Consider the following 21,187-nt stretch of genomic DNA (forward strand, 5'->3'; position numbering starts at 1 on the left):
GTTGCCGTGCTGCCGGACCGACTCATGCCTGAGCGTCGATCATCCGCCGCAGCCGCCCCGCCTCGAGCCCCAGTGCCCATTCCGCGACATCGGCCACGACCCGCACATGCGCCGGGTGATCGATCTGCACCGACGCGTTGACATACGATCCCCCGCCGTCGAGTGCGATGAAGATCCGGATGCAGGCGGCTGCGGCATCGACGTCGCCGAACTCACCCGAGGCGATCCCGTCGTCGATGATGGCGGCCAGCCGCTGCCGGTCGAGCTCGTCCTGCACCTGCAGTTCGGTGTCGAGGGTCGGGCTGAATCGGGCGAGGTGCCGGGCGTTCAACCAGAGCCTCGCGAGAGGGAGCGATCTGCCCCTCTCGACGTGATCGACGAAGTGCGCGAGCCGCTCGAGCGCGGTGCCGTCGGCGATGAAGAACTGCTCGCGTTCGAGCACGGCGGCCCGCGCGAAGGCGGCGACCACGAGGTCCTCGGCCACCGGGTAGTAGTGGGTGATCAGGCCTGGTCGCACGCCCAGCCGCGCAGCCACGGCGCGCAGGGTGATGCGTTCCAACCCCTCGTCGATGGCGATCGATGCCGCGCACGACAGGATCTCTTCGCGGCGCTCCTGCGGAGGCTTGCGCGTGCGGGGGGAAGAAGTGCTTGACGTCACCCCACCCATGCTATTGAATGAGTGACCAATAGTCCATTGGGCACGTGACCAATAACGCAGGTGACCGAGAGCAACGACGCTTCCCCGGAAGGAAACCCATGTCACACACCTCCCCTCCCGACCAGCTCCACGACACCGCACCCGCGGTCGAAGGCGCGCGGCCGGAGACGCGCGGCATCGAGCTGATCGCCGACGGCGAGCGCCACGGCCGAGCGCGCGACCTGTTCCTCATCTGGGCGGCACCCAGCGTCAGCATCCTGAACCTCACGATCGGCGCCTCGCTGATCCTCCTCGGGCTCGAGGTCTGGCAGGCGATCGCCATCATCGTCGCGGCGTCGCTGCTGTGGATCTTCCCCGGCATCATCGCCGGCAGCGGGCCCGCCGCAGGAACGGCCGGGTCGGTGGTGACCCGCGCGATGTACGGCATCCTCGGCAACCGGCTCTTCGTCGCCGTCGTCGGATGGTTCATCGGCGCCGTCTTCCTGTCGCTCACCTGGCTCGCCTCATCCTTCATGGGAGCCGACCTGCTGCGGCGGACCGGCCTGGAGGACCCGATCTGGGTGCCGATCGGCGTCACCATCGTCGTGGCGACGATCACGATCTTCGTCGCGATCTTCGGCCATGGTCTGATCCTGCGGGCCTATCCGTATATGGCCGGCGCGCTCTTCGTCATCTTCCTCGTCGTCGCGGGGTTCATCCTGCCGACCGTCGACTGGCGGTACACCGCTCCCGAGCCACTCACCGGTGCCGCGCTCTGGTCCGCCCTCACCATCGGCTTCACCATCCTCGCCTCCTCCCCGCTGTCCTTCATCAACAGCCCCGACATCGCCCGCTATCTGCCCCGCGACACCAAGCCCTCGCACATCACGCTGGCCACTGCCCTCGGCGGCGCCGTTCCGTTCATCGTGTTCACCAGCATCGGCGTGCTGCTCGCCACCGGCCTCAGCACGCCGGCGTTCGAGGCCGGCATCGATGTCGCGCTGCTCGACCTGTTGCCGGGTTGGCTCGGCCCGGTCCTCGTCGTCGGCGTCGTCATCAACACGATCGCGCTCAATGCCATGACGGCTTACACGTCGAGCATGGCGCTGCAGGCCATCGGCTTCCGCCTGCGCCGCATCCCCGCGGCGATCATCGTCGGGCTGGTCGGCACCGCGCTGACGATCTATCTCGTGCTGTCGTCGAACCTGGTCGAGGCGGCGAACCTGATGCTGCAGTTCCTGGTCGTCGTGTCCGGCCCCGCGATGGCCATCTTCACCGTCGACGTGGTCCTGCGCCGCTACCGCTACGACGGCGTCGACCTGTTCGACGACACCCCTGGAGGCCGCTTCTGGTACAGCGGAGGATGGAGCATCCCGGGGATCACCGCTCTGCTCGTCGGTGGCGCCGCCACAGCCGTATGCCTCGCCACGAGTGTGTGGGTCGGGCCGGTCGCCGAGCTGACCGGATACATCGATCTGTCCGTACCGGTCGGCATGCTCGTCGCCGCCGCTCTCTATGCAGGACTCCTGCGCACGCCCCTCGGAAAGGACGGCCGTCCATGATCACCCGCCACGTCAACGCCAGAGTCTTCACCGCCGACCCCGACCCCGCCGCGGCCTGGGCCGCATCCTTCACGATCGAGGACGAGACCATCGTCCACGTCGGACCCGTCGCCGACGCACCGCCCGCCGACGCGATCGTCGACCTCGACGGGAACCTCGTGCTACCCGGATTCACCGACGCCCACACGCACCTGCTCATGACGGGCGCGGCACTCGGACAGGTGCCCCTGACCGCCGCACGCACTCTCGAGGACATCCAGCGGATGCTGCGCGAAGCACGGACAGCCGATCCGGAGGCGACAGTGCTGCGGGGACGAGGGTGGCTGTTCGACTCCGTGCCCGGCGGCGCCCCCACGGCCGCGATGATCGACGAGGTCGTCGACGACCTCCCCGTCTACCTCGACGCGAACGACTACCACTCGTGCTGGGTGAACACCGCTGCCCTGATCGAGCTCGGCATCACCGGCGACACCCCGGATCCGATCGGCGGCAGCATCGTCCGCGACGCTGCCGGCGAGCCGACCGGCCTGCTCCTCGAGACCGCAGCGACGCAGTACGCCTGGGCCCATCGCGATGCCACCACGACCGACGCCGACCGGGACGCCGATGTGGAGCGGGTGTTCGAGGCCTACCTGGCCGCAGGGGTGACCGGGGCGATCGACATGGCCTTCGACGAGTTCGGGCTCGAGGCGTTCCGCCGCGCGGAGAAGAGGCACGGCGGCGCGCTTCCGATCCGCGTCGCCGCGCACTGGCTCGTCACCAACACCGGCGACGACGACGCCAACCTCGCCCAGGTCGCGCGGGCAGCCGCACTCGCCCGAGAAGCCTCGACGCCGTGGCTGCGCGTGGTCGGGATCAAGCTCATCCTCGACGGCGTGATCGATGCCTGCACCGCTGCCATGCGCCGCCCCTACGCCGATGGCACCAACGCCCAGCCCATCTGGCCGGTCGCGCAGCTGAATCCCGTGGTCGCCGCAGCGGATGCCGCCGGTCTTCAGGTGGCCCAGCACGCGATCGGCGACTACGCCAGCGAGATCGCCCTCGATGCACTCGAGAACGCGGTCGCGGTGAACGGCGACCGTCCGCGACGACACCGCATCGAGCACCTCGAGTACGCCGCCCCCGGCACCGCCGAACGCATGGCACGCCTGGGGGTGACCGCCTCGATGCAGCCCGTGCACAGCGATCCGGCCATCTTCGCGAACTGGGCCGAGATGCTCGGCGACCATCGCGTCGACCGGGCCTTCGCCTGGCCGGAGTTCGAGGAGGCCGGCACCCTCCTGGCCTTCTCGACCGACGCCCCCACCGCGCCGTACGACGCGCTCGCCAACATGTACGTCGCGTCCACGCGGGCGTCTGCCCTCGACAGATCCGTCCCGGCGACCCACCCGCAGTACGCCCTTCCGCTCGCTTCGGCGATCGGGCACGCGACCAGGGATGCGGCGGCCTCGGTCGGCGACGGCGGTTGGCGCGGGCGCATCGCCCCGGGCTTCGCCGCCGACGTCATCGTGCTCGACATGGATCCGTTCACAGCGGGCGCGGACACCCTCTTCGAGACGCGCGTGCTGCAGACGATCGTCGCCGGACGGGTGCGGTACCGGGCGGAGGGAACGCACGCCGCGGGATGAGGGCGCGTGCGAGGTCGCGCGTACATCGTGGCTGGATCAGGCGGACGTCGCGTGGGGCAGCGCCAGATTGACGAGGCTCACGACGAACTTCCCCGGCTCTTCGAACATGCACAGATGTGCGGAGTTCTCGAACCAGACGACATCCGTCGAGGGAGCAGAGACCCGATCGAACCAGCGCTCCACCGGAGCCGTCGGCGTGGTCCAATCATGGCGTCCGAGGAACTGCAGCATCGGCACCTCGAACAAGGTCTTCGCACGCGCGTCGAAGGACAGCAGGGCCGGGAGCACCTGGGCCATGGTCGCCTGTTGTCCGACGCCGATCAGCACCCGCTCGCCATCCGTGTAGTACGGCGACAGCCCTGCCGCGTCCGTGAAGTAGGCGAAGTCGGATCGATAGGCGGAGAGCCCGCCGTAGTGCTGCGCCCACCTCCGGCACGTCACGATGCGCTCCAGCGTGAGAGGCTGCGCGCCGGGATACTCGCCGAGCGACTGCAGCTCGGCGACGGCCTGCTCGTTCCCGTCGGCGATTGCGCTTCGCATCGCGAAGCCGAAGCTCTCGACCTCGTTCTCCGGCCCGGAGATCACCTGCCCGACCCCGATGTAGCCCCAGAGCAGCTCGGGCCGCTGCTCGGCAAGGGTAATGCCGATGATCGTCCCCCAGCTGTGCCCGAGCACGCCCACCTTGGTCACACCGAGTTCACGTCGGAGCCAGGCGATCAGCTCCACGAGGTCGTCGACGTACCTCTCGACGCTCAGATCCATCCCGTCGGACGCACCGGTCGCAGACTTCCCGCTGGCGCGCTGGTCGTAGTTGACCACCGTGAAGTAGTCCTCGATCGCTCGCTGCCAGATCCACGACGACGGCAGCGAAGGGAGCGCCGGCCCGCCGTGGCAGACGATGAGGATCGGGTTGCGGGTATCGCGCCCGCGGATCGAGACGAACTGCTCGACACCGCCGAGCTCGACGAACGTCGTGCGATCGATCGCCTCGGGATTCGGGAGGCGGCACAGATCCGCGATCACTGCGCGGCCGATTTCCTCAGTCATGCAGTCACATTAGCGAGCGCCGTCGCTGCCGAGCCCGTGACCCGGGCCGTCAGCGCGGTGGGACGAGGAGCCCGAGCGCACCACCGGCGACGACGAGCGCGAGCACCAGCACGCTCACCCAGAGGAAGAGCCTGTCGGTGCGCGCGAAGTGCGCGGCCATGAGAAGAAGCCGCGCGACGGGCAGGAGGACGAGCATCGTGCACCCGATCATGAGCAACACCGTGCCGAACTGCCGTGCTCCGACACCCGGAACCTCCCCGCCACTCAGAACCACTCCGCTGCTCAGCAGCAGCGCCGCCACCAGCGTGCCGACCCGCATGAGCACGGCGATGCGGCGGGCGAGAGCACGGTCGGAGTCCGCGGTCGTCGGGTGCGTGTTCATGAGATGCCGCCCCATCCGAGCCCGAAGGCGTTGGCGGCCATCGGGATCGCGAGAGCGATGAGGACGACCATGAAGACGATGCGCAGCGAGTGGCCGGCCAGTCGGATGAGCACCTGGGCGCCGATGACGGATCCCGCGAGCGAACCGAGCACCACGGGCGCCGCGAGTTGCAGGTCGAGCGTCCCGGCGAGGAGGTAGGCGGCCGCAGCGCCGCAGGCAGTGACGCCGATCATGAGGTTCGCGGTCGCACTCGAGACCTTGATCGGCAGCCGCATCGCCGCGTCCATGGCGGGGATCTTCAGCACGCCGCTGCCGATGCCCAACAGTGCAGACAGGGTGCCCGCGCCGAACATCAACGTCATCCCGAGCGGCAGGCGGGCCACGCGGTACGGAACCACCTGGCCCTCCCGGTCGGTGTGGACACAGTCGAGACGCGGGTGCCGTGAGGCCCCGGTCGCCGCGACCGGTTCACGGCGTCCGGCGATCATCTGGGCTGCGGAGGCGAGCAGCACAGCGGCGAAGATGCCGAAGAGCACTGTGCTCGGCACGAGTCCGATCATGAGGACGCCGACCAGCGCGCCGAGAGCGGTGAACACCTCGAGCACCAGTGCCAGGCGCAGGTTCGGGAGGCCGGCGGCGAGGAAGCCGGGTGCGCTGGCGCATGAGCAGGCGATCACCGAGACCAGGCTCACCGCCACGGCGGCCGGGAACGGGACCTGCGCGACCAGGGTCAGCAGGGGCACGACGAAGATCCCTCCGGCCATGCCCAGTGCGCTGCCGAGAGCGCCCGCACCGAGCGAACCGGCGAACAGCACGGCGAAGAGCTCGGCCGTCACTGCGTATCGCCCCGCACCCTCGTCCGCGGGAGCCGCATGGTGAACGTCATCGCATCACCGCGGTAATGGAGAATCTCGTAGTCGACGGGTCTCTGGCCCGTGGTGAAGCTGGTGCGCTCGATCCGGAAGATCGCACTTCCCTCGTCGACGTCGAGTCCGGCAGCGATCCTGCTGTCGGCGGTGCCGGCCTGGAGCGCGTACGCGGCCTCGACCAGCGGAGTGCCGTGGCGATCCTCCAGCAGCGCGAAGATCGGCTCGTTCTCCAGGTCGCCCTGAGTGACAAGACGACCGAGTTCGATCGGGAGGTAGGTCTCGTCGAAGGACACAGGCCGTCCGGCGGCCAGGCGCACACGGTCGATGTGGACGACTTTCGCCCCCAACGGCAGCTCCAGCGCGTGGCGCACGCGTGCCGGTGCGGTGATCTCTTCGACCACGAGCACGCGGGCGGTCGCATTCAGGCCCTGCGCGTCCATGTCCTCGACGAAGCCGGTCAGGGCGGTCAGCGGCTGGCTCAGGGCCGGGGTCGCAACGAAACTCCCGACCCCTCGCCTGGTGACGATGAGCCCTCTCGAGGCCAGGTTCTGGATCGCTCGGCGAACGGTGATGCGGCTCACGCTGTACTCATCGATCAGCGCATCTTCAGTCGGGAGCTGGTCACCGGGATGCAGATCGACCCCGAAGCGAGAGACCAGTGCCGCCTCGACCTGCGCGTAGAGAGTGCCGTCCGATGCCATCCGACGAGTCTATATTATGTTGTCATAACAACGAGGCGCGATGAGGTTCGATGTCCGTCTCGTCCCGAGCGGAGCGCAAGCCGCCTGGGTGCGATTCGCCGCCGCGGTCAACCCCCTGACGCTCCCCCTCCCGTCGGGAGTACGTTCGCGAGACCGAACGAAGGAGACATCCATGAGCGACCCGAAGAACACGCAGGGCACACCCGGCCCCGACGAAGAAGCAGACACCGCGTCAGGCGGTGCTCCCGACGCCGGACCCGACACCGAAGAGGTACTCGAGGCGGAGACGACCGACGAGAACGGGAAGCCGCTGGAAAACCCTTCCGGGGGTGAACGACGGTGAGAGCGTCTCCGCCATCAGGACGAGCGACGAGCGCGGTCGCGGTGACCATGCGGAGCGTCAGCGCCTGGCGGCGGAGAGTTCCTCGCGAAGGATGGCGGCTCCCGCGCTGAGCGCATGCAGCTTGCCGCGTGCGACGTCGCGCGACAACGGCGCCAGGCCGCAGTTCGTGCTCGGGACGAGCTTGTCCGCGTCGACGAATCGGAGCGCGTTGCGGAGGGTGTCAGCGACCTCCTCCGGGGTCTCGATCACCTCGCTGGCGACGTCGATCGCTCCGAGCATGACCTTCTTGCCTCGGATGAGCTCGATGAGGTCCAGGGGGACGTGCGAGTGGTGGCTCTCCAGGGAGATGGTGTCGATGCTCGACTGCTGCAACAGCGGGAAAGGCTTCTCGTACTGCCGCCACTCCGACCCGAGAGTCGCCTTCCAGTCGGTGTTCGCCTTGATCCCGTACCCATAACAGATGTGCACCACGGTCTCTGCGCGCAATCCCTCGGCTGCCCTCTCGAGCGCCGCCACACCCCAGTCCTGCACGTCGTCGAAGAACACGTTGAATGCCGGCTCATCGAATTGGATGATGTCGACCCCGGCCGCCTCGAGCTCCTTCGCCTCCTGGTTCAGGATCGTCGCGAACTCCCAGGCCAGCTTCTCGCGGCTCTTGTAGTGGCGGTCGTAGAGAGTGTCGATCATCGTCATCGGACCGGGCAGGGCCCACTTGATCGGCTGATCCGTCTGCTGACGGAGGAACTTCGCGTCCTCGACGAACACGGGCTTCTCGCGACTCACGGCGCCGACGACCGTCGGCACGCTGGCGTCGTACCGGTCGCGGATCCGCACCGTCTCGCGCTCGTCGAAATCGACGCCGGAGAGATGCTCGATGAACGTCGTGACGAAGTGCTGGCGGGTCTGCTCGCCGTCGCTGATGATGTCGAGGCCCGCCTGACGCTGCTCCTCGACGGTGATGCGCAGCGCATCCTGGGTGCCCTCGACCAGGGCATCACCCTCCAGTTTCCACGGAGCCCAGAGGGTCTCGGGCGAAGCCAGCCAGGACGGCTTGGGCAGGCTGCCGACGATCGACGTGGGAAGAAGGGTGTTCATGATCGGCGATCTTCCGTTCGTCATCCGACGGGGGCCAGGTCAGCGTCGGAGTAGCTGGCCGCCCACTGCTCGAGGAGGTCGCCGTGCGGCTTCACGAGGTGCTCGTGGGCATACTTGCCCTGTTCGGCCGCGAGCCGACTGCGCTCGTCGCGGTCGTAGGCGATCTTGGTCACCGAGTAGTCCTGCTGCTCCAGGGTCGGGCGGTAGATGCTCGCGGCGGCCGAGTTCGCGTTGTAGATCTCGGGCCGGTAGATCTTCTGGAACGTCTCCATCGTGCTGATCGTGCCGATGAGCTGGAGGTTCGTGTAGTCGCCGAGCAGATCGCCGCGGAAGTAGAACGCCAGCGGCGCGACGCTGCCGCGCGGCATGAAGTACCGGACGGAGAGCCCCATCTTGCCGAAGTACTCGTCGGTCAGGGAGGGATCCTTCTGCTCGTACTCGACACCGAGGATCGGGTGGTGATTCTCGGTGCGACGGTACGTCTTGCTCGTCGAGACGCTGATGCAGATCACGGGCGACACGGTGAAGCGCTCCCGATAGGTCTCCGAGTCGAGGAAGTGCTGGAAGAGCTTGCCGTGCAGGTCGCCGAAATCGGCCGGAACGGTGAACCGGCCCGCAGCTTCCGCGGCCGCCGGCAGCCGCACGCTGAAGTCGAAGTCGCGCACGTACGACGAGAAGTTGTTCCCCACGATCCCGTGGCTGCGTTTTCCGGTGAGGCGGTCGACGATCTGGATGTCCAGTACCTCGAGCAGCGGAAACTCCTGGTCCTCGCCTTCTGCGGCGAACTGCACCGCGACCGAGACGATCTCGAGCTCGACGGTGTAGCGGTCGGCGTCCGGGTTGTCCCAGTGCGCCAGATCGTTGAACCGACGGTCGATCATCGTCAGGGCGTTGCGGAGGTTCTGCTGTCGATGCTCCCCCCGCGCCAGGTTGGCGAAGTTCGTGGTGATGCGGGAGTTGTCCGACGGTGAGTAGTCCTCGTCGAAGCGGGTCGTCGTGATGCGGAAGGTGAACTCGTGTGCCATGAGGGTGCCAATCGATGAGCTGATCGGCCGGGCTCGGCCTCGCGAAAGGGGATACCTCCATGGTGCGGTGCGAGCAGCCCTATCGAGTAATGCGCCGCGACTATGCCGTGCCATAGGCTGAAGCTATGGTCAAGCGTTCGAGCGGCATCACGCTGCAGCAGCTCACCTACTACATCGAGGTCGCCGCGGAGGGCTCGATCAGCGCCGCCGCCGATCTGCTCTACGTCGCGCAGCCCACCATGTCGGCGGCGATGAAAGACCTGGAGAGCAGAGTCGGGCGCATGCTCCTCCTCCGCTCCGCCCGCGGCGTGACGCTCACCACCGACGGGGTGGAGTTCCTCGGATACGCCAGACAGGTCGTCGAGCAGGTAGCGCTGCTCGAACAGCGCTACCTCGGTCGACCGCCGTCGCGACGACTGCTCGGGGTCTCGACCCAGCACTACTCGTTCGCGGTCGATGCGCTGGTGCGGATGGTGAAGGCGACCTCAGCGGCGGAGTACGAGTTCTCGCTGCGGGAGACACGTACGTGGGACATCATCGAAGACGTCCGGACCCTCCGCAGCGAGCTCGGGATCCTCTACCGGAACGACTTCAACCGCAACGTCATCGACAAGTTGCTCCGCGACTCCGGGCTCGCGTTCCATCCGCTTTTCGTCGCCGAGCCGCACATCTTCATCTCCCGCAAGAACCCCCTCGCCTCGCGGGATCGTGTGACCCTCGCCGACCTCGCCGACGTGCCGAGGCTCACCTTCGACCAGGGCGCGAACAACTCCTTCTACTTCGCCGAGGAGATCCTCTCCACCCTCTCCAGCCCGCGGGACATCCGCGTCTCCGACCGCGCGACCATCTTCAACCTGATGATCGGGCTCGACGGATACACCATCTCGACAGGCATCATCAGCGATGACCTCGATCCCGAGATCGTCGCCATCCCGCTCGACGTCGACGAGAACATCGAGATCGGCTGGATCGGCCACGCGGCGATCCCCCTCACCGAGCAGGCGCAGCGCTACCTCGCCGAACTGCGCACGGTCGTCTCAGGTTTCGGGGTGGAGCTGCTCGGCTGAGGTCGTCGGCGTCGACAGCTGCATCGGTTCTCAATCCGGTCAGGGCACGCGGAGTTCGCGTATCGGCTCTCGGCGGCTGGCGATCGTGGCTGGAACAAGCGCGGCGATGAGCGCTGTGACCATCGTGAGGACACCGAGTGCCACGGTGAAGGTGAATCCCGGCCAGGGGTCCCCTGTGGCTGCCAGGACGAGGAACGAGACGATCGTGCCGATGACGATACCGACGGCTGCGAGGATGACCGTCTGGGTGAGGAGAAGTCCGATGATCAGAGCGCGGCTCGCGCCGAGCGCTCGTCGCCGGCCGAAGTCCTTCCGGCGCATCATGACGAGGCCGTACAGCAGTATCGCGACGAGCATCCCGGTAAGCGCGAGCAACGCGAGCACCAACCCACGCGAGAAACTCCCGAGTTGACCTTCGATGAGCCCCCGCAGTTGCGCGAGTGCTTCGCTGGTCTGCACCGTGACTTTCGTCGGATCGGCGGCGGCAAGCACTGACAGTGCTGCTTTACTGACGGGCGAGACCAACTCTGGGCTCTCGGCAATAATCACCAAGACGCCGATCGCCTCGTCGCCGCTCGCCTCAGGTTGAGGAACGAGGACGACGGGCTCGAGTGGGCGCAGAAAATCGGGCACATCGAGGCGTCCGCCGATTCCGTACGAGGCCCCGCTGGTCAGGGTGATCCCCCCGGATCGGTCCGGCATACCGAGCTGTTCGAGTGCGGGACCGGACGCCCAGGCGAGCCCGCCGGGAATCGGGGAGTCTTCGGGAACTCCGAGCCGGTCGAGCTGATCGCCATACGCGAACCGCACCGGTACGCGCAATCCATCGACGATGGCGCTATTGGTGGCATCGACTGCCGACGAGAATCCTGCCGACCATTCGATGCCCTCGATGCCCTCGATACGATCGAGAACGCTGCTCGTGACGCCCGCGCCCGCATCGGCACGCACGACTATGGAGCGCGTGCCGGCAGAATCGATGGATCCGAGCACCTGCTGCTCAGCACCGACGGTGCGTCCTGTGGTGAGCATCACAGCGAGGACCATCCCGACCACCATCATGATCGTGACGATGGACGCGACCGGTTGCGATCGTGCGGAAGCTGTCGCCTCGCGGATCACGGAGCCGATCACAGTCGGATCTCCACGTCGCTGGCCGCTGCGACCTCAGGGGAATGGGTGACGACGATCACGGTGTTCCCGGCGGAGGCGTGCATGCGCAGTGCATCGATGACGAGAGAACTCGTGGTGGGATCGAGGTTTCCCGTCGGTTCGTCTGCGAGCAATATCGCAGGCTCAGACAAAAGGGCTCTACACAGGGCGATTCGCTGGGCCTGCCCTCCAGAAACCTGCCCCGGCTTGCGATGCGCCGGCACGTCCACTCCGAACCGGTCCAAGAGCTGCGAAGCCCGCCGCTCGGCCTCTTTTCGAGGCTCCCTCCTGTAGAGCGCAGTTTCGGTGACGTTGTCGAGGACAGAGCGAGTGGCGTCCAAAGCCGCGTCCTGGAAGACGAAGCCGAACTGGTGAGAACGCAATCGAGCGCGTTCCGCGTCCGGCAGACCGACGACGTTCCGCCCGCCAAACAGCACTTCACCACTGGATGGGTCCAGCATGAGGCCGAGCAGGTAGAGGAGCGTCGACTTACCTCGTCCCGAGGGGCCGGTGAGCGCCGTTACGCATCCCACCCTGAATCGCGCCGACCACTCATCCAGCACGGCCTGTCCACGGGAATACCCGAAGGTGATATCGCGGGCCTCCAACAGGACATCATCTCTTCCCATCAGCCACGTCCTGTACTCCCGTCATTCCCCGGACTCATCCTTTGCGGGAACTCGTACGCGGGTGCCTTCATCGACGCCGGAGACCACCGACATACCCTTCGCGGAGGTCAGTACCTCGACGGGGATTCGCTTTCCATCCTCACCGATCACGGCGGTCCCGGCATCGGCCATCGTGACGAGTGCGGACGACGGCACCAACAGGCCCTCGACCTGCTCGACCGTCACCACGTTCGACAGGAGTGTCGTCTGGCCCGAGACCGGGACCTGCCCGCAAGCATCGCCGCACAGCACCGTCCCATCGGGACCAGTCACAGCAATCGAGATCGCTCCGCCGTCGGCGTCGCGCTCCTGCTCGCCGGCGACACCTCGCCAGGTCTGTCCATCTGGAGAGGTCACCTCGATCACGGTGCCGGCAGTGATCATCGCGGCCTGCCCCTCGGACACCGGCACCCAGAATCGGGGTGCAGCCGGCAGACCGAGAACCGCCTCCTCGCCGCCCGAGAGGCTGGCGCCACGGTGTATGGACTCGGAGTTCAAGGCGAGCCGGGCCGGCAACCGTGAGACGAAGATCAGATCGCCCTGCTCCACGACACCGCTTTCCGACAGCCCCGAAGACTTCTGCCAGCGTTTGATCGCCGCGATCGTCCCTGCCTCTGCTCTGCCATCGAACGCGCTGTCGTAGTACCCCAACGCGGCGAGCATCTCCTGCAACTGCCGCACGTCCGCCCCCGCGACGCCGGCGCCGATCTGCCGGAACATCGGCACCTCCCCTTGGGCGACAGCGACCGGTCGCAGATCGACCGAGTAGAGCACGGAACCGTGAGAGACTTCGGCCCCCGGCTCGATTCCTATGCTGGTGACGATCCCCGATGCGTGATTGGACCCCGCCGGCACCTGGCTCCATTCGGCGATGGTGTTCAGCGAGATCGACGCGCCCACCTTTCCCCGCGTGACCTCGACATAGGTGTGCTCGGTCGACGCCAGTGGATCGTCGGCGGGTCGCAGCACCGTCATCGTCGCCCACGCGCACGCCGCCCCCACGACCAGCAAGACGAGACCTCCCAGCACCAGCCGCCAGGACAAACCGCGCCCTCGCCCGTCAACACTCATTGGATTGCCGCACCTCTCGATCGTCCGCCCCGCATTCCCACGCCCTGCCCACCGCGACGACCGGGAACGGATCGCACGAAATCGGACGGGGAGCAGCTATGACGTTACTCAGATGCGCCCAGCGACCACGCCGGTTGCGGACATTTTTCGGATACCTCTCGAAACTCGGACTCGCCGATCGGCGTCGTCGTCAGAGTGGACGCACCGTACGCCATCCACCTCTCGTCGTGAAAGCTGTCGATGTACTGCTGCTCGCTCGGCGCGGGATCGACGTCGAAGCCGTGATCGATGAGGCACTCCCTCGTCGCCAGCTCCTGTTTGTAGACATCGGCGATGGCCTCAGAATCCATGCGTTCGATCCTGTCGTCGATGAGAGCCCAGCACTCCTTCTCATCCGACACGTAGAGATCCTGCTGGCCCGAGGGAACCTGACTGCTGTTCGCCTCGATTCCGCCGTCCCAGTTGATCGTCACGTCCCAGCCACGATCCCGGAGACACTGATACACGGTGTCTGCCGCGGGAGACAGACTGAAGGACTCGGGGTCTGCACCGGCTCCAGATGACGCGTCTGTCGCTGATGAACAAGAGACGAGTGTTGCCGCCAGCGTGATGAACAGGCTGGCGGCAACGAGGTTCGAGCCTCTCAAGTGCGGCATCCGATGAGATGCGAGGCCATGTTGACGCTGGACGAGATCTCGACCCAGACGGGGCCTTGTCCTCGCCATCCGTAGAAATTGCTGTACCCGGAGGGCTTCGTGGATCTCTTCCACTCGCCGGGAATCTCGTGATAATGCGTGACGCTCTTTGTGGAAGTCGCGGACGAGAATGAGAACTGAGAACCTGAACACGACGCTGTTCCGATCTCCCAGTTACTACTTGCATTCGCGGCCGCCGCTCCACCGAGGAGCATCGCGAAGCTCAGACCTACCCCTGCACAGAGCGCTCCGACCCTTTTCCAGGTCCTTGAATACCCTCGTCTTGGTTTAGCGAAATGTGTCACTTTTTCTCCTTTGATTCAGTGACGGTCCTTGATTCCGAGCACGGTAACACATCAGCTGCGCTCGTGTGAACCAGCCATCGGGCGGAGCATCCGCCCCCGATGCGCAACCAGCGCGCGGCTCTCATCGAGCCGCGATTGCATTTGTCCCCCAAATGGCCGACAAGATTTGAGCGCGTTTGTCCGCCATAAGGGGGACAAACGCATGCAAAGGACGTGTTTTCCTTGTGCGTTACTGAATGTCGGGGTATCGTCCCGCCCGACAGAGCCTTTGAAAGCCATCTTCTACCTTGCGAAATTCACACCACGCGGCACCGAAGAGAGTGAACAAGACCGATCGCCGGTGGGTCCCGCCGGCAGAAGCCGCCGCGGCACCCGAGCCGAGAGGTCACCCACCCAGAAACGGAAAAACCCCCTCACGAGGAGGGGGTTTCCATGGCGGTGACGGTGGGATTTGAACCCACGGTAGGGGGTTACCCTACACAACTTTTCGAGAGTTGCACCTTCGGCCGCTCGGACACGTCACCGCGGAATAGCTTACGCGACGTGGGGCCTGCACGCGAATCGAGAGCCGCGCGTCACCAGGCGGCGGCGATCTCGGCGTGCGTGCGCAGGATGCCCTCGGTCGAACCGGCGGGCGCACGGCCGATTCCACACTCGGTCGCGACGCCGAACTCGGGGGCGAACGGGATCGCGGCGGCGATGCGGCGGGCGGCACCTTCCGCGCCGTCCTCCCGATGCACGAGCCCCAGGTAGAGCTCGTCGACCGGGGCGAGGCCTGCGAGCGGTGCGAAGTAGGCCTCATCGTCGTGGTCGATCGGCACCGGCAGGTGCAGCCAGGTGAGCGGTCGGGCGGATGCGGCGACGACGGCGTTGGCGTAGCGGACGAGATTCGCGGCGTCACGCGGCTCGAAGAAGTGCTTCTCCCCCGCATCGCCGTAACAGAGGTGCACGCCCACCTCGACGTCGGCGGGCACCGCGTCGACGAGCGCGGCCAGGCGCGAGACGAGACCGTCGAACGGGTCACCGGGCCACCACGCCTCCATGACCGATCCGTAGCCGGCCGCACGCTCGATGATGCCCATCTCGCTGGCGACGTCCCACTGCACCGAGAGGTCTTCGTGTGGGATGGCGGCCGCGATCTCGTCGAGGTCACGGAGGATCGCCGCAGTGTAGACGGGCTCGATCGCGGCCCGGTCGTCGCCGTGGAAGAAGGAGGAGATCACGGCGAGCGGCGTCGGCAGCGACACCTGGAACCGCACACCGGCGGGCACCGCCCCCTCGGACCGCAGGCGAGTGAACACGGCATACGACTCGATCGCGGCGGCGGCGTAGCCGAGCGGAGGCAGCTCGATGCTCGCGGCATCCACTCCTTCAGCGATGCGCAGACCCCGGGCGTCGATGCCGGCAGGGAACGGGATGGGCTCGTCGCCGATGCGCTCGATGCCCTCGGCCTGGCCGATCACGTCGGGCTGGAACATGATCCAGTGGAACCGCGTGCCGACCTCGCCGTCCGGGATGCGGCGGAGCCGGGTGCCGAGCAGATCCGCGGCGGTGCGGATCGTGGTCTCGGCGTCGTCGTAGTTCACGCTGCCCACGAGAAGGGCGCCCTGCGGCTGAGTCATGCCCCCAGAATATCGGCGCTCCCCGGATGGGCTTTTCCCCGGTGACGGCTCCGCCCGCCGAGGGGCATTCGAGTTAGGATGGCCTAATAACCCGCCGCCTGTGGGGGCAGCGATGACGGGAAGGTATCCATCATGGGCTTCATCACGTCCGAGGCACTGGCCGAGACCGGCTACGTCGTCCTCGACGACCACACCTCCGCCACCGATCCCGCCGAGTGGCTCGCCCTCGAATACGTCGGCTGGCGCTCCTCCGGCATCACGCGCTTCGCCCCGCTCACCAGCTACGCCGGCGACGTCGACTGCAACGGCTTCTGGAACCACACCCCTCCGCGCACCGACAAGGATGGCGTCTGGGTGGACGCCCAGGTCGCGATCGCCCCCACGCTGCAGCGGCGGGCGCAGGAGCCGGGTGCCGGCATCGGTCGCTGCCGCGTGATCGAGCTGCAGCCGAACGAGTACGCCGACGCGATCTACAACCTGCACCAGGACGACAACAACCGCCTCAACGAAGAGGGCACCGGCTGGGTGGTCCGTGGGTTCTTCAACCTCTCCGACGACACCGAGTCGATGCTGATCCTGCGCGCCGACCGCTTCGACCCGGCGACCGAGATCCGTCTGCCGCTGCGCGCAGGCTCCCGCATCGTCGTCGACACCCAGCGGTTCTGGCACGCGGTCTGGCACCGCGGCGCCGCCCCGCGCTACGCGCTCATCACGTCATGGACCAGCGGCCCTGAGCTCGACGCGTACATCGCCGCCAACCACGGCGACCCGCACCCGCCGACGGTCGACCTCGACCCGCAGTTCGTCGACGCCGCACAGGTCGAGCTGCACCGCCGCATCGAAGAGCGTCGTCGCGCGTTCGAAGCGCAGGGCATCGTGATGGAACCGCCCGTCGACATGAACGTCTGACGCGCGAGGCCGAACTCCTCAGACGGTGCGACCGTCTTCGATCCGGACCGTGCGCCCGACGGTGCCCGCCGGCGGCGCCACGTGCGAGATCAGCAGCACCGATTGGTCTCCGGCGGCCTGCAGCAGGTCGCGCAGCAGGGCATCGGATGCCTCCGGATCGACCCCGGCCGTCGGCTCGTCGAGCACCAGCACGGGGAAACCGCGCAACAGGGCGCGCGCGAGCGATATCCGCTGGGCCTGACCGCCGGACACCAGTGCACCCCGGTCACCGACCCGAGCATCGAGACCGCCACGTTCGTCGGCCCAGGCACCGAGACCGACCCGGTCGAGCACATCCCGCAGCTCATCATCGGTCGCGGTGTCTCGGGCGAAGAGCAGGTTCTGTCGGATGTCCTCGTCGAACAGCTGCGGTCTCTGCTCACACAGCCCGATCACCCGTCGCAGCGCCGGGCCGGAGAGCTCCGCAGACTCGCGCCCGTCGACCAGGTACTCCCCCTCGACGCGCAGGAAGCCGACAAGGGCCGCGGCCAGCGAGCTCTTGCCCGCCCCGCTCGGTCCTGCGACCAGCACCCGCTCGCCCGGGAGGAGGTCGAGGTCGACCCCCTTCAGGGCGGGTGCACCGCCGGGCCAGTTCGCCCGGACGCCGCGCATCCGCACCGCCGGGGTGCCAACGATCTCGATGTCTTCCCCGGCGTCGTCGCGCAACTCGTCCGGCATCCGCTCCGGCAGTACGTCGACGATGCGCTTGGCGCTGGACCGCACGCTCCGCCACGACGCCGCAGCGATCGGCACCGCGCCGAAGATCTCGAAGACCACCATCGGCACGAGCACGGCGACAGCCAGCCACGGACCGTCGATCGACCCGTCGGTGAGCCCCGGAGCCGCGGCGGCGAGAGCCCACACCGAGGCGGCACCGGCCACCGCGGAGACCACGCCGGCGGCGACGGCTTGGGCGAGCGAGGCGCGGTCGACGACGCGGCGCAGCGCGGCATCCGCTGCACTGATGCGCGCGCGTGCCTGTTCTTCCGCCCCATAGGCGATAAGCACGTCGAGGCTGCCGAAGTAGTCGACGAGAGCCGCGGAGAGCTCGGCGCGACGTTCCGAGACCAGCGCCTCGGCGCGTGAGCCGAAGACCCAGCCGAGACCGATCGCCGCGGCCGCGGCGACGAGCAGGCATACGGCGAGGGTGAGCGCGGCCGGGGGCGACACGAACGCGATGAAGCCGACGGCCCCGACGGCGACCAGCGCGGCGACGCCGAGTGGCTGCACCACGCGCAACGGCAGGTTCTGCAGGTTCTCCACATCGTCCACGAGCGCGGTGAGCACCTGGCCGCGGTCCGTCGATCCGAGACCGGCCGGAGACAGCGGGATCAGCCGACGCACCATGTCGGCACGGGTCGAGGCGAGCTGACGCAGCGCCGCATCATGGCCGCTCAGCCGCTCCAGGTAGCGGGTGACCGCACGCGACACCGCGAAGAAGCGCACTCCGACGACGGCGATCGACAGGGGCACGAGCGAGTCGACGATCGAGGCGCTCACGATCAGCCAGCCGCTGACCGCGAGCAGGCTCACAGCAGCCGCAGCCGAGAGCAGGCCCCAGATGAGACCGGGCACGAACCGCCCGACCGGCGGCTGTGCGAGTCGCAGGATGTCGCGGACCCGGTGGCCGCGCGGGTGCACGGTGCCGGTTGCTGAATGGCGTGCGGTCATGCGCTCACCCCCAGCGTCACGATCTGATCGGCGATCTGCCGTGCGGTCCGACGGTGGGAGACGAGGAGGATCGTGGCCCCGGCATCCGCCCGCTCGCGCAGCGAACGCCACAGCCGATCCTCGGTCTCGGGGTCGAGGGCGCTCGACGGCTCATCGAGCGCGAGCACGCGGTCGGAAGCGGGTGCCTGGCGATACAGGGCTCGGGCGACAGCCACGCGCTGCGCCTGCCCTCCGGACAGCCCGGCCCCCTGCACGCCGAGCTCGAGGTCGGCATCGATGGTCTCGGCACAGGCGTCGTCGAGGGCGGCGCGCACTCGGACGGCATCCGGGCCCGGGTCGCCGAGGGTGACGTTCGCCGCCACGGTCCCCCGTGTGAGGCCGGGTGCCTGCCCTGCCCAGGCGAGCCACGCCGACGGCGTGAGCCCCCGCAGATCCATCCCTGCGTAGGAAGCTGTGCCCTCGAACTCGACCGCGCCTCGAAGCGCCGCGAGCAGTGATGACTTCCCCGACCCGCTCGGCCCTTCGATGACGGTGATCGTTCCCGGCGCCGCGGTGAAAGACACGGGCGGCAGATCGCGCACCCGCAGCCCTTCGACGATCAGCTCTCCGCCGTTCTCCGTCCGCAACTCAGGAAGAACGTGCCCCGCAGTACGCCGAACAGGGCCACCGGGACCGGAGGATGACGGTTGTCCTGAATTGTGAACAGCAGCAGCACGCTCCCCCGCCGCGTCGAGCACCGCGAACACATCCTCGGTCGCGGCAACGCCCTCCGAGGCCGCGTGGAACTGCACGCCCACCTGTCGGATCGGCAGGAACGCCTCGGGCGCGAGCAGCAGCACGAACAGCCCCACCTCGAGCGTCAGGTCTCCCGAGAGCAGACGGAACCCCACCGACACCGCGATCAAAGCCACGGCGATCGAGGCCAGCAGCTCCATCGCGAAGCCCGACAGGAACGAGAACCGCAGCACCTTCATCGTCTCGCGACGGTACTCGTCGGCCGTGACCTCGATGCGGTCGGCCGCGCGGCGGTCGCGTCCGAACAGTCGCAGCGTCGACAGCCCCTGCACCGTGTCGGCGAAGCGGGCGGCGAGGCGCTGGAGCGTCTGCCACTGCCGGGCCTGCACCGTCCGGGTCGCCATGCCGATCAGGATCAGGAACAGCGGGATCAGCGGCAGGGTGATCACCGCGGTGAGTCCGCTCGGCCAGTCCTGCCACCACATCACCGCGACCAGCACCGGCGTCGCGATCACCGTCAGCACGAGCTGCGGGATGTACCGGGCGAAGTAGGCGTCGAGCGCCTCGAGTCCGTGACCTGCGGTGACCGCGAGCTCGGTCTGATTCCGCTGTGCCAGCCACCCCGGGCCCAGCTTCCCGACCGCCGCGACGAGTGCCGACCGCAGCTGCATCCCGGTCTTCGCGGCAGCGCGTGTGCCTGCCGCGTCGGACGCGGCGATCAGCAGTCCGCGCAGGAGCGCCGCCAGCAGCAGCCAGAGCAGGGACGAGGTGACGTCGCGCCCCACGATGGCCCCGGTGATCGCGTCGGTCAGCAACCAGGCGAAGGCGATCGTGACCGCGGTCTGGACGACGCCGATCAATGCGGATGCCGCGAGGAACCCCCTCGCGGCACCCGCATATCGCAGCAGTCTCGGATCGACGGGTTTCACGCGTGCGCCGGAGCCCCCTCGATCGACTTCCGGGTGACCCGCTTGCGGAAGACCCAGTACGTCCAGGCCTGGTACGCGAGCACGAGCGGCATCGCGATCAGGGCCGTCCAACTCATGATCTGCAGCGTGTACGGGGTGCTCGACGCGTTCGCGATCGTGAGGCTGTACGCCGGGTCGATCGTCGAGGGCATCACATACGGGAACAGGGCGGAGAACAGCATGACCACGGCGAACAGCACCGTGAGCATCCCGGAGAAGAACGCCCACCCGTCGCGACGGACCATGGAGAGCCCGACAGCCGCGATCAGACTGACCGCCGCGAGCGCACCGGTGCCGATGACCAGCCAGAGCAGCGGAGCCTCACGGCCCATCGCGATGAAAACCGTCCAGATCACCGTTGCGGCAGCGACCAGGATCGTCGGGATCGCAGCCTTCTTCGCCAGCTTCTGCGCGTCTTCATGCACCTGACCGTCGGTCTTGAGCGCCACGAACAGCACGCCGTGCAGGAAGAACAGCAGCAGCGTGGTGACGCCGACCAGCAGCGCGTAGGGGTTCAGCAGGGCGAAGAACCCGCCGACGTAGATGTGGTTCTCATCGATCGCCACGCCCTGCACGATGTTCCCGAACGCGACGCCCCAGAGCAGAGCCGGCACGACCGAGCCGATCACGATCATCCGATCGAAACCGGCCTTCCACTTCGCGCTGTCGCGCTGGTGCCGATACTCGAACGAGACACCGCGCAGGATCAGCGCCAGCAGGATCAGCAGCAGCGGCAGGTAGAACCCGCTGAACAGCGTGGCATACCACTCGGGGAACGACGCGAACAGCACGGCGCCGGCGACGATGACCCAGGTCTCGTTGAGGTCCCAGACCGGACCGATCGTGTTGATGACCTGTCGGCGCGAGACGTCGTTCTTGCCGAGGAACGGCAGCGACATGCCGACGCCGAAGTCGAAACCGTCGAGCACGAAGTAGCCCACGAAGAAGAAGGCGACGATGAAGAACCAGAGTGTTGCGAGATCCATGATGCTCCTC

Annotated in this window: 20 protein-coding genes and 1 tRNA gene; 5 read left to right on the plus strand and 16 right to left on the minus strand. The window is 67.5% G+C overall.

What is annotated here, in order from left to right; translation table 11 throughout:
- Window positions 1-22: 22 nt before the first annotated feature.
- Complete coding sequence (locus ACFVWL_RS03715) at window positions 23-667, minus strand: TetR family transcriptional regulator (RefSeq protein ID WP_387178638.1); 645 nt, start codon at window positions 665-667, stop codon at window positions 23-25.
- A gap of 89 nt (window positions 668-756) precedes the next feature.
- Here ACFVWL_RS03715 and ACFVWL_RS03720 point away from each other — a divergent pair, with 89 nt between their 5' ends.
- Both ACFVWL_RS03720 and ACFVWL_RS03725 read left to right on the plus strand, forming a co-directional pair.
- Complete coding sequence (locus ACFVWL_RS03720; RefSeq protein WP_387178640.1) at window positions 757-2,199, plus strand: purine-cytosine permease family protein; 1,443 nt, start codon at window positions 757-759, stop codon at window positions 2,197-2,199.
- A complete protein-coding gene (locus ACFVWL_RS03725; RefSeq protein WP_387178643.1) occupies window positions 2,196-3,827 on the plus strand; it encodes an amidohydrolase in 1,632 nt (543 codons plus the stop codon). Before ACFVWL_RS03720 ends, ACFVWL_RS03725 begins: the two co-directional genes overlap by 4 nt.
- A 36-nt stretch (window positions 3,828-3,863) precedes the next feature.
- Here the strand turns inward: ACFVWL_RS03725 and ACFVWL_RS03730 are convergent, their stop codons facing one another.
- From ACFVWL_RS03730 to ACFVWL_RS03745, 4 genes are read right to left on the minus strand one after another with little or no spacing between them, the layout of a single operon-like run.
- A complete protein-coding gene (locus ACFVWL_RS03730; protein ID WP_387178645.1) occupies window positions 3,864-4,874 on the minus strand; it encodes an alpha/beta fold hydrolase in 1,011 nt (336 codons plus the stop codon).
- Window positions 4,875-4,923: 49 nt separating this feature from the next.
- Window positions 4,924-5,256: a hypothetical protein gene (locus tag ACFVWL_RS03735; RefSeq protein WP_387178647.1), complete on the minus strand. Its 333-nt coding sequence runs from the start codon at window positions 5,254-5,256 to the stop codon at window positions 4,924-4,926.
- Window positions 5,253-6,092, minus strand: coding sequence for a sulfite exporter TauE/SafE family protein (locus tag ACFVWL_RS03740; RefSeq protein WP_387178649.1), 840 nt, complete (start codon window positions 6,090-6,092; stop codon window positions 5,253-5,255). The genes ACFVWL_RS03735 and ACFVWL_RS03740 overlap by 4 nt, the downstream gene beginning before the upstream one ends.
- Window positions 6,089-6,826, minus strand: coding sequence for a GntR family transcriptional regulator (locus ACFVWL_RS03745; protein ID WP_387178652.1), 738 nt, complete (start codon window positions 6,824-6,826; stop codon window positions 6,089-6,091). The genes ACFVWL_RS03740 and ACFVWL_RS03745 overlap by 4 nt, the downstream gene beginning before the upstream one ends.
- 172 nt (window positions 6,827-6,998) lie before the next feature.
- Here ACFVWL_RS03745 and ACFVWL_RS03750 point away from each other — a divergent pair, with 172 nt between their 5' ends.
- A complete protein-coding gene (locus tag ACFVWL_RS03750) occupies window positions 6,999-7,169 on the plus strand; it encodes a hypothetical protein (RefSeq protein WP_387178654.1) in 171 nt (56 codons plus the stop codon).
- 57 nt (window positions 7,170-7,226) lie between these two features.
- On the opposite strand, the gene ACFVWL_RS03755 is transcribed toward ACFVWL_RS03750, so the two are convergent.
- Window positions 7,227-8,264: a methionine synthase gene (locus tag ACFVWL_RS03755; RefSeq protein ID WP_387178656.1), complete on the minus strand. Its 1,038-nt coding sequence runs from the start codon at window positions 8,262-8,264 to the stop codon at window positions 7,227-7,229.
- Window positions 8,265-8,284: 20 nt separating this feature from the next.
- Entirely contained in the window at window positions 8,285-9,289 is a 1,005-nt protein-coding gene (locus tag ACFVWL_RS03760) for a DUF1852 domain-containing protein (RefSeq protein WP_387178659.1), read from the minus strand.
- Window positions 9,290-9,414: 125 nt separating this feature from the next.
- Here ACFVWL_RS03760 and ACFVWL_RS03765 point away from each other — a divergent pair, with 125 nt between their 5' ends.
- Window positions 9,415-10,356: a LysR family transcriptional regulator gene (locus ACFVWL_RS03765; RefSeq protein ID WP_387178662.1), complete on the plus strand. Its 942-nt coding sequence runs from the start codon at window positions 9,415-9,417 to the stop codon at window positions 10,354-10,356.
- A gap of 39 nt (window positions 10,357-10,395) precedes the next feature.
- Here ACFVWL_RS03765 and ACFVWL_RS03770 read toward each other — a convergent pair whose 3' ends face one another.
- From ACFVWL_RS03770 to ACFVWL_RS03795, 6 genes are all read right to left on the minus strand, one after another.
- On the minus strand, window positions 10,396-11,490 hold the full coding sequence (locus tag ACFVWL_RS03770) for an ABC transporter permease (RefSeq protein WP_387178665.1): 1,095 nt from the start codon (window positions 11,488-11,490) through the stop codon (window positions 10,396-10,398).
- Window positions 11,487-12,137 carry an ABC transporter ATP-binding protein gene (locus ACFVWL_RS03775; protein WP_141387741.1) on the minus strand — a complete coding sequence of 217 codons (651 nt, stop codon included), beginning with the start codon at window positions 12,135-12,137 and terminating at the stop codon, window positions 11,487-11,489. The genes ACFVWL_RS03770 and ACFVWL_RS03775 overlap by 4 nt, the downstream gene beginning before the upstream one ends.
- 21 nt (window positions 12,138-12,158) lie before the next feature.
- Window positions 12,159-13,220, minus strand: a complete 1,062-nt coding sequence (locus tag ACFVWL_RS03780) for a peptidoglycan-binding protein (RefSeq protein ID WP_387178669.1) — start codon at window positions 13,218-13,220, stop codon at window positions 12,159-12,161.
- A gap of 131 nt (window positions 13,221-13,351) precedes the next feature.
- A complete protein-coding gene (locus ACFVWL_RS03785; protein ID WP_387178672.1) occupies window positions 13,352-13,894 on the minus strand; it encodes a hypothetical protein in 543 nt (180 codons plus the stop codon).
- Between the two features lie 786 nt (window positions 13,895-14,680).
- Window positions 14,681-14,771 (minus strand) — tRNA-Ser (locus ACFVWL_RS03790).
- A gap of 51 nt (window positions 14,772-14,822) precedes the next feature.
- Window positions 14,823-15,869, minus strand: a complete 1,047-nt coding sequence (locus ACFVWL_RS03795; protein WP_387178676.1) for a hypothetical protein — start codon at window positions 15,867-15,869, stop codon at window positions 14,823-14,825.
- A gap of 132 nt (window positions 15,870-16,001) precedes the next feature.
- Between ACFVWL_RS03795 and ACFVWL_RS03800 the strand changes: the two genes are divergently transcribed.
- Window positions 16,002-16,778 carry a hypothetical protein gene (locus tag ACFVWL_RS03800; protein ID WP_387178678.1) on the plus strand — a complete coding sequence of 259 codons (777 nt, stop codon included), beginning with the start codon at window positions 16,002-16,004 and terminating at the stop codon, window positions 16,776-16,778.
- 18 nt (window positions 16,779-16,796) lie between these two features.
- Here the strand turns inward: ACFVWL_RS03800 and cydC are convergent, their stop codons facing one another.
- The 3 genes from cydC to cydB are packed head-to-tail and all read right to left on the minus strand — an operon-like array spanning window position 16,797 to window position 21,177.
- Entirely contained in the window at window positions 16,797-18,488 is a 1,692-nt protein-coding gene (cydC, locus tag ACFVWL_RS03805; protein ID WP_387178681.1) for a thiol reductant ABC exporter subunit CydC, read from the minus strand.
- A complete protein-coding gene (gene cydD / locus ACFVWL_RS03810; RefSeq protein ID WP_387178684.1) occupies window positions 18,485-20,152 on the minus strand; it encodes a thiol reductant ABC exporter subunit CydD in 1,668 nt (555 codons plus the stop codon). The genes cydC and cydD overlap by 4 nt, the downstream gene beginning before the upstream one ends.
- Window positions 20,149-21,177 carry a cytochrome d ubiquinol oxidase subunit II gene (cydB, locus tag ACFVWL_RS03815; protein ID WP_387178687.1) on the minus strand — a complete coding sequence of 343 codons (1,029 nt, stop codon included), beginning with the start codon at window positions 21,175-21,177 and terminating at the stop codon, window positions 20,149-20,151. The genes cydD and cydB overlap by 4 nt, the downstream gene beginning before the upstream one ends.
- Window positions 21,178-21,187: the final 10 nt, after the last annotated feature.

It is taken from the genome of Microbacterium sp. NPDC058269, from assembly GCF_042881445.1.
Taxonomy (GTDB): domain Bacteria; phylum Actinomycetota; class Actinomycetes; order Actinomycetales; family Microbacteriaceae; genus Microbacterium.